Below are 8,670 nucleotides of genomic sequence, written 5' to 3' on the forward strand. Positions count from 1 at the left end.
GATGATCAGGTGATGACGGTAGGTTCATTGCGGCCGGTGCGCCGGCGCAGGCCGGACACGTTTTCGGCCACGCCGATCAGGCCCTGCAAGGCTTGCTGGGTGTCCAGGTCGTGGCGCGCCGGATCGGCCTCGAAGCGTTCGAGATAAAGACGGACGGTGGCGCCTTCGGTGCCGGTGCCGGACAACCGGAACACGATGCGCGAACCGTCGCTCATGATGATGCGGATGCCCTGCTGGCTTGCTACCGAGCCGTCGACCGGGTCGGCGTATTCGAAGTCGTCGGCCTGCGCCACGTGGTGGCCATCGAGGGTCTGGCCCGCCAACTCGGGCAGGCGCGCGCGCAGCGCATCCATCATGGCGGCTGCCGCTTGCGCGTCGACCGCCTCGTAGTCGTGGCGCGAATAATAGTTGCGGCCGAAGCGGGCCCAGTGTGCGCGCAGGATCTCCCCGACCGGCTGCTTGCGCACGGCCAGCAGGTTGAGCCAGAACAGTACCGCCCACAGGCCATCCTTCTCGCGGATGTGGATGGAGCCGGTGCCGTAGCTCTCCTCGCCGCACAGGGTGGCGAGGTTGGCGTCCATCAGGTTGCCGAAGTACTTCCAGCCGGTGGGCGTCTCGAAGCACGAGATGCCGAGCGCCTCGGCCACGCGGTCGGCCGCTTGCGAAGTCGGCATCGAGCGTGCGATGCCGGTGATGCCACCCGCGTAGCCCGGCGCCACGGTGGCGTTGGCGGCGATGATGGCCAGGCTGTCCGACGGCGTGACGGCGATGCCGCGTCCCACGATCATATTGCGGTCGCCGTCGCCGTCCGAGGCGGCGCCGAAATCGGGCGCATCCGGCGCCGCCATCGCCGCGATCAGCTCGGCCGCATTGACCGGGTTCGGATCGGGATGGCCACCGCCGAAGTCTTCCAGCGGCTGGCCATTGACCACCGTACCGGCGGGCGCGCCGAGGATATCTTCCAGCACCGCCCTGGCATACGGCCCCGACACCGCGTGCATGGCGTCGAAGCGCATCCGGAAGCCGCTCGCGAACAGCGCGCGGATCGCATCGAAGTCGAACAGGCGCGCCATCAGCTCGGCGTAGTCGGCCACCGGATCGATCACCTCGATCGTCGTGTTCTCGATGCGGGTAGTGCCCAGCCGGTCGAGGTCCACGGTCGGCGCATCGCTGATGCGGTATTCGGTCAGCGACGACGTATGCCCGTAGATGGCGTCGGTGATTTTTTCCGGCGCCGGGCCGCCGTTCTCGATGTTGTACTTGATGCCGAAGTCGCCCTCGGGACCGCCCGGATTATGGCTGGCCGACAGCACGATGCCGCCGTAGCAGGCGTGCTTGCGGATCACGCAGCTCACGGCCGGTGTCGACAGGATGCCGCCGCGGCCCACCAGCACCTTCTCGACCCCGTGCGCGGCAGCCATGCGCAGGATGGTCTGGATCGCCTCGCGATTGAAATAGCGGCCGTCGCCGCCCACCACCAGGTGGCGGCACTTGCCCTCGCCCAGGGTCAGGAAGATGGATTCGACAAAGTTCTCGAGGTAGCCGGGCTGCTGGAACTCGGACACCTTCTTGCGCAGGCCCGAGGTGCCGGGACGCTGCCCGGCGAACGGGGTGGTCGCGACGGTCTGGATGGTCATGCTGTGCTCCTGTCAGGGTAAGTTTGCGCTCACATAAGCACCCGGTGCCGGCTCGGCCTCGGGTGAATATGTTAGTAAAACATTACGATACGACAGCCGCAAAAATGACGGCGCGCGAGGGCTGGAAACAGCGTCCGATCAGGCTTTCGAGACCGGCGCCGCCTTGTCGGTGACGAACAGGGTCAGCACCGCCGCAACCAGCATGCAGCCACCGCCCAGCACCAGGGTCAGCACTGCATGGCCGCCGAACAGGTGCTTGGTGACGCTGCCCAACAGCAGGCCGCTGACGATCTGCGGAATCACGACGAAGAAGTTGAACAGGCCCATGAAGTAACCCATACGCTTGGCCGGCAAGGAACCCGCCAGGATCGCGTATGGCATGGTCAGGATCGAAGCCCAGGCGATGCCGATGCCGATCATCGGCAGCACCAGCATCTGCTTGTCGGTGATCAGGAACATGCTGGACAGCGACAGGCCGCCGATGACCAGGCAGGTGGCGTGCACGATCTTGCGCGAGGTCGCGCGGGCGAACACCGGCAGGATGAAGGCTGCCAGCGCCGACACGCCGCTGTACACCGCGAACATGATGCCGACCCAGTTGCCGGCGTCCTGGTAGGCGCTCGACTGGGCGTCGGTGGTGCCGTAGACGTTGTCGGCGATCGCGGTGCCGGTATAGATCCACATCGCGAACAGCGCGATCCAGGTGAAGAACTGCACGAAGGCCAGTTGCACCATGGTGCGCGGCATCTTGCCGAAGCCGCCCAGGATCTCGACGAACATCGTGCCCACGCCGCGCGACGCCTTGCGCTCTTTATGGAAGGCTTCCATGTCGGGCGGCGGCAGTTCGTCGGCGAACAGCACGGTCCAGCTCACGGCCAGGAAGAACACCAGGCCGCCGGCGTAGAACGAGTAGCGCACGGTGTCCGGGATCACGCCGCCGACGGCTGCATTGGACACGCCCATGCTCTCGAAGAAGGTCGGCAGCAGGGACGCGATGACGGCGCCGCAGCCGATGAAGAAGGTCTGCATCGCGTAGCCCGCGGTTTGCTGGGCCGGGTCGAGCTTGTCGCCCACGAAGGCGCGGAACGGCTCCATCGACACGTTGATGGCGGCATCCATCATCCACAGCACGGCCACCGCCATCCACAGCGCGGTGGAATTCGGCATCAGGAACAGCGCGATCGCGGCCAGCACGGCGCCGATGAAGAAGAAGGGACGGCGGCGGCCCCATTTCGGGTGCCAGGTATTGTCGCTCAGGTAGCCGATGATGGGCTGGACCAAGAGGCCGGTGACCGGTGCGGCCAGCCAGTACAGGGCCAGGTTGTCGGGGTCGGCGCCGAGGGTGGCGAAGATGCGGCTGGTATTGGCGTTCTGCAGCGCGAAGCCGAACTGGATGCCGAAGAAACCGAAGCTCATATTCCACAGCTGCCAGAACGACAGACGTGGCTTCCCCACGGTCGATTGCATATCCATTGTGTGTCCCCAATCTGGCCCGGACGGTGCGGGCTCTCTCGTGTGATTGCACGGCCGCTCGCATTGAGCGTACCGTCAGTGCCTTGTGCAGGATGCGGTGCGAGGCCGGAAGGGACGAAAACAGACGACTACAGTCCGGCTAGCGTATCTGTAGCAAAATAACATGATGATTTCTGGGTGTCAATCGCGGTGTTCTCATAGTGAGAACGAGAGGGCACTGCGCTGTAAAGATATGGTTTTGTAGTTAAACAACAGCGTTGACGAGCCGTGAATTCATCCCCTACCCTGAACACCGTCGTTCCCGCCCTCGCCCGGCGAGGGCGGGAACGACGTGCAGGAGGCATCAGCCCTGGCTCGGTCCCTTGCGGTGCGGCTTTTTAGTGGCCGGCTTTTCGCCCAGGCGACGCTCGACGCCCTTGGCCGCGTACGGCTTCTTGGCCGCCGGCGTCGCTGGCGTTTCGCCGTCGCGCGTGATGGCCAGCTGGCGGCCTGCGACCCAGATCGTCTTCAGGTGCTCGACCAGGTCCTTCGGCATATCGTCCGGCAGGTCGAGGGTCGAATAATCGTCATAGATCTCGATCCGGCCGATATGCTTGGACGGGATATTGGCTTCGTTGGCGATCGCGCCGACGATATTGCCCGGCTTGGCGCCATGGGCGAAGCCGACTTCGATGCGGAAGGTGGCCATGCCCGGTTCAGGATCGCGCATCACGCGCTCTTTCTTGAAGCCTGGCTCGCGTGCCGGACGCGCCGGACGCTCTTCCCAGTCGCCGCGTGGTGCACGCGGTGCGCGCTCCTGCACGCCGCCGCCGAACTCGCGTTGCGATGGCACGAATTCGGGACGGGCTTCGCGATCGGGCTTTTGCAGCAGCAGCGGCTCGTCGCCGCGCGCCAGCTTGGCCAGCGCGGCTGCGATATCGATGGCCGGCACATTGTCGTCGCGCTCGATGTCTTCGATCAGCGAACGGAACACTTCCAGGCCGCCTTCGGCCAGGGCCGTGCGGATCTGGTCCTTGAAGCGGGTGATGCGCACTTCATTGACCACCTTGATGGTCGGCAGTTCGAGCGGGGCAACCGGCTGGCGGGTAGCGCGCTCGATGGCTTTGAGCAGGCCGCGCTCGCGCGGGGTGATGAACAGGATCGCGTCACCGCTGCGCCCTGCCCGGCCGGTACGGCCGATGCGGTGGGTGTAGCTCTCTGGATCGGACGGCACATCGTAGTTGATCACGTGGCTGATGCGTTCCACGTCGAGGCCGCGCGCGGCGACGTCGGTCGCCACCAGGATGTCGATCTTGCCGTTCTTGAGCTGCTCGATGGTGCGCTCGCGCTGTTGCTGGGCCATGTCGCCATTGATGGCGGTAGCCGCGAAGCCGCGCGCCTGCAATTTGGTCGCCAGTTCTTCGGTGCCCAGCTTGGTGCGCGCGAAGATGATCATGCCGTCGAACGCCTCGGCCTCGAGGATGCGGGTCAGCGCGTCGAGCTTGTGCATGCCGGCCACCAGCCAGTAGCGCTGCTTGATATTGTCGGCGGTGCCGGTCTTGGCGGCCACGGTGACTTCTTGCGGATCGCGCAAATAGGTTTTTGCGATGCGCTTGATCGCTGGCGGCATGGTCGCCGAGAACAGCGTGGTCTGGCGGCCTTCCGGGGTTTGCTGCAGGATCTGCTCGACGTCGTCGATGAAGCCCATGCGCAGCATTTCGTCGGCCTCGTCCAGCACCAGGGTGGTCAGCTGCGACAGGTCGAGCGAGCCTTTCTCGATGTGGTCGATGACGCGGCCCGGGGTGCCGACCACCACGTGCACGCCGCGGCGCAGGCTCGACAGCTGCGGGCCATAGCTCTGGCCACCGTAGATCGGCAGCACGTGGAAGCCCTTGATGTGGGCAGCGTAGCTCTGGAAGGCTTCGGCGACCTGGATCGCCAGTTCACGCGTCGGCGCCAGCACCAGCGCCTGCGGCGCGGTCTTCTTGACGTCGATATTCGACAGGATCGGCAGCGCGAAGGCCGCGGTCTTGCCGGTCCCGGTCTGGGCCTGCCCCAACACGTCGCGCCCTTCCAGCAGCAAAGGAATGGTGGCAGCCTGGATCGGCGACGGCGTTTCGTAGCCGACGTCTTTCAATGCTTTCAGGACAGGCGCCGAAAGATTGAGGTCGGAAAACGATGGAATTGGGGTGTCAGACATAAAGGAGTTGCTCTTAAATAAGTAGAAACGAAAGCGGTAGTTTACACCCTCGCCCCGCGCAAGGCGCTAAATAGGACGATACGTGGACTAGACAGGCGTGGATTATGAGGCCAAAACCACAGAATCCGAAAAAAACAAAAAGCCCTTGCAGGCTGAACCTGCAAGGGCTGGCAGACGCCGCGCTGGGCGGCGTGCCGATAAACCAGTGTGTTGCTTACAGTTTGTAGTTCAGGCCCAGCAGCATCTGGCGGCCGTACTTGCTGTAGCCGCGCGGACGATCTTCGGTGCCGGCGTAGCTGCGGAAGGCGGTGTCGGTCAGGTTATTCACCTGGAACAGCACCGACAGGCCCTCGATCTGCTTGAAGTCGTAACCCAGTTGCAGGTCGACCACTTTATCAGCTTTCACGTAAGTCAGCTCGGTGGCGCCGCCGATGCCGCCGATCTCACCCACGAAGTCGCTGCGATAACGCTGGCTGACGCGGGCCGAGAAACCATCTTTCTCATAGTAGGCGGTGACGTTGAACACGCGCTTGGACAGGCCTGGCAGCGGGATCGCGAGGCTGCCGAAGCGCTGGTCGACGATCGAGATTTCGCTGCTGGTGAACGAGGCGTTGGCGGTGATGCCGAAGCCGTCCAGCATCGGGTGGATCATGTCCAGCGGGGTCGAGGCCGCGAACTCCAGGCCCTTCAGGGTGCCGCCTTCGCCGTTCATCGGCTGGGTCATGGTGCCGATATTGGTCAGGGCGCCCTGCAGGTTGTACTCCGAGAAGTCACGCGGCACGGTCACGCTGTAGATATACGAGGACAGGTCCTTGTAGAAGCCGGCGGCCGAGATATAACCCTTGTTGCCGAAGTATTTTTCGTACGACAGGTCGACCTGCTTGGCGCGCCATGGATCGAGCTGGGCGTTGCCGCCATTGCCCCATGGGGTGCCGGTGGTCTGCGCGGTCAGGCCCACTTCCAGGGCGGCGTTCAGCTGGTTCAGCTTGGCGCGCGCCAGGGTCTTGCCGGCGCCGAAGCGGATGAATTGCTGTTCAGGCAGGGCCCATGCCAGGTTCACGCTCGGCAGGTAGTCGGTGTACTTCTTGCCGTCGGTCAGCGGCACCAGATCGGCGAACGGCCAGGCGCGCAGCGCGTTCGCGGTCGAGCTCTGGTTGGTTTCGATGACTTGCATGCCGATATTGCCGCGCAGTGGCATCGACATCAGTTCGGTGTCGATGTTCAGCTTGGCGTAGCCGGTCTTGACCTTTTCTTCGATCGTCCAGTTCTTGGTCGCGCCCCACGGCACCAGCACCGTCGGGGTGAACGGGCCGAAGTTGTTCGCCAGCACGGCGTCGATGTCCCAGCTCAGTGAGTTCTGCAGTGCATACAGACCTTGCGAGCCATTGAGCACGCCAGGCGCGAAGGTGCCGTCGCCGGTCTTCGAGAAGCCGGTTTCCAGGTGCTCTTTCTCTTTCTCGCGCTTGGAGTGGTTGTAGCCGACTTCCAGGCTGCTGAACGGACCGTCGGAGAACTTGCGCTCCAGGCTGACGCGGAACGACGTCATCTTGTCGACCATGTTCGGGGCATTCACGTAGCCTTCGCCGAACTGGCCGCCGATGGCGATCTGCGACGGATCGTCGTACACGCCCGACAGCGACAGTTGCGGAATGGTGCCGCCGTTGTAGCTGTAGTCCAGGGTCTGGCGCACGGAGCGGCCGGCGTTGATCTCGACCAGCTGCTCCTTGTGGTCAGCCTTGGAACGGCTGATGTCGACGATACCGACCCAGTCGCCCGAGCTGTAGCGGTTGTTCCAGCCGAAGGCGGTCAGTTTGTCGTCGCGCGTCATGCGGTTGTTGCGCACGACCGGGTTGACGTTGTTGGCGGTGCCGGCGATCGCGGTGCCGTTGACCACGGTCGCGTTCGAGAAGCGCACTTCGCCGTCGTCCTTCAGCGGCATTTCGATACCACGGCGGATTTCTTCCTGGTCGAAGCGCGAGTGATAGACGTCGAAGGTCGAGCTGAAGTTGCGGTTAGGACGCCATTCCAGCACCCCCATCAGGCCGTCGCGCACCTGGTCGCCGGTGGTGGCCATCGACTTCATGCCCTTCGGCACTTTGACGGTCGAGCCTGGCACGACATTGGTGTCGTCCACCCAATCCCAGGTTTCGAACTGCTGGTGCACGTTCGGCTTATCCTGGCGCGCATAGCCGATCGCCACGCCGAGGGTGCGGTTGGCGAACTGGTCGATGTAGGACGCGCTGATGCGGCTGCCGGTGTCCGGCGAGCCGGCGCTGATCGAGCCTTTCGAGTTCTTTTCGCCGCGCACATTGACGGTGATGACGCGCTCGCGCAGCGACAGCGGCTTGATGGTCTGCAGGTCGACCGTGCCCGACAGGCCCTGGCCGACGACGGCAGCGTCGCCGGTCTTGTACACGGTGACGGCGCTGATCAGTTCCGACGGGTACTGGTCGTATTCGACGCTACGGTCCGAGCTGGTGGTGACCTGCTCGCGGCCGTTGAGCAGCGCGGTCGACAGGTCGCCAGAGGTGCCGCGGATGCTGATCTGCTGGGCCTGGCCATTGACGCGCTGGGCCGACAGGCCCGGCAGGCGGGCCAGCGATTCGGCGATCGACACGTCCGGCAGCTTGCCGATGTCTTCCGAGGAGATCGCTTCGACGATGCCGGTCGATTCGCGCTTGACGGCGATCGCATCTTCGATCGCGCGGCGGATGCCGGTCACGGTCACGGTGGTGACAGGCGCGTCCGGGCTCAGGGTGGCGGCCTCACCGGTGCTGGCGGTTTGCGCATGGGCGCTGCCGGCCAGGACCGTGACAAAGATGGCGCAGCCGGCGGCAACCGGGCTCAGCTGGAATGCGGCACGCTTGGTGGCAATATTTTTCATGTGTCCCCTCAGATAGAACGATGTAGTCCCGAAATCACCTGCTTGAGCAGACCGGGATCGGCTTTTTGCGACAAAATCAACGTTGGGCGGAATTTTGTATTAAAACTAGATGCACTGTCAACGGGAGTTATTTAGAGCAAGGATTGCGCGATCGGATTCGCTAATTCATTGTAATTTAACGGGTTTTCCGTTGTTTAAGAGCGACAGGGCAATGTAGCGACTCTGTAGTCGGGCTACAAATGCCCTCAAAACCAGCAAATTTTTATTGCCTCGCACCACCTTGGTGCGCTTCCTGTAGTAAATCATTCAGATCGGCGGCGCTTCTGCTCGCAGACTGAAAATTTGCTACACAGATAAGTTCAGCAGCCTGATGCGGCCTTACAACAGGCGAAAAAAAGGGCGCTGTACTCGTTAAATATGGATGAGCATTGAACTGCTGAGCTGACCCGCGGTCCAATCCCTGCCGCCATCGATCGGGAGCGCTCAATGAAAGCGCC

General features: G+C 63.5%; 4 protein-coding genes. All 4 read right to left on the reverse strand.

All coding sequences use genetic code 11. The annotated features are described in order from the left end of the window. Positions 1–5 precede the first annotated feature (5 nt). The 4 genes from SOM61_RS23795 to SOM61_RS23810 all read right to left on the reverse strand — a co-directional run bounded on the left by SOM61_RS23795 (position 6) and on the right by SOM61_RS23810 (position 8,173). Positions 6–1,637: an alpha-D-glucose phosphate-specific phosphoglucomutase gene (locus tag SOM61_RS23795; RefSeq protein WP_320476371.1), complete on the reverse strand. Its 1,632-nt coding sequence runs from the start codon at positions 1,635–1,637 to the stop codon at positions 6–8. A 138-nt stretch (positions 1,638–1,775) separates the two neighbouring features. Continuing rightward, positions 1,776–3,110, reverse strand: a complete 1,335-nt coding sequence (locus tag SOM61_RS23800; protein WP_320476372.1) for an MFS transporter — start codon at positions 3,108–3,110, stop codon at positions 1,776–1,778. A gap of 343 nt (positions 3,111–3,453) precedes the next feature. Further along, the gene (locus tag SOM61_RS23805) at positions 3,454–5,289 is read right to left on the reverse strand and encodes a DEAD/DEAH box helicase (RefSeq protein ID WP_320476373.1); all 1,836 of its coding nucleotides are present in this window, start codon (positions 5,287–5,289) and stop codon (positions 3,454–3,456) included. A 214-nt stretch (positions 5,290–5,503) separates the two neighbouring features. Continuing rightward, positions 5,504–8,173: a TonB-dependent receptor gene (locus tag SOM61_RS23810; RefSeq protein WP_320476374.1), complete on the reverse strand. Its 2,670-nt coding sequence runs from the start codon at positions 8,171–8,173 to the stop codon at positions 5,504–5,506. Positions 8,174–8,670 lie beyond the last annotated feature (497 nt).

The sequence above is a fragment of the Massilia sp. CFBP9012 genome, from assembly GCF_034045115.1.
Taxonomy (GTDB): Bacteria; Pseudomonadota; Gammaproteobacteria; order Burkholderiales; family Burkholderiaceae_D; genus Telluria.

Bases quoted from the DNA above. Each gene is read 5' to 3' on its own strand.
- SOM61_RS23795 (WP_320476371.1), bottom strand. From the start codon at position 1,637: ATGACCATCCAGACCGTCGCGACCACCCCGTTCGCCGGGCAGCGTCCC.
- SOM61_RS23800 (WP_320476372.1), bottom strand. From the start codon at position 3,110: ATGGATATGCAATCGACCGTGGGGAAGCCACGTCTGTCGTTCTGGCAG.
- SOM61_RS23805 (WP_320476373.1), bottom strand. From the start codon at position 5,289: ATGTCTGACACCCCAATTCCATCGTTTTCCGACCTCAATCTTTCGGCG.
- SOM61_RS23810 (WP_320476374.1), bottom strand. From the start codon at position 8,173: ATGAAAAATATTGCCACCAAGCGTGCCGCATTCCAGCTGAGCCCGGTT.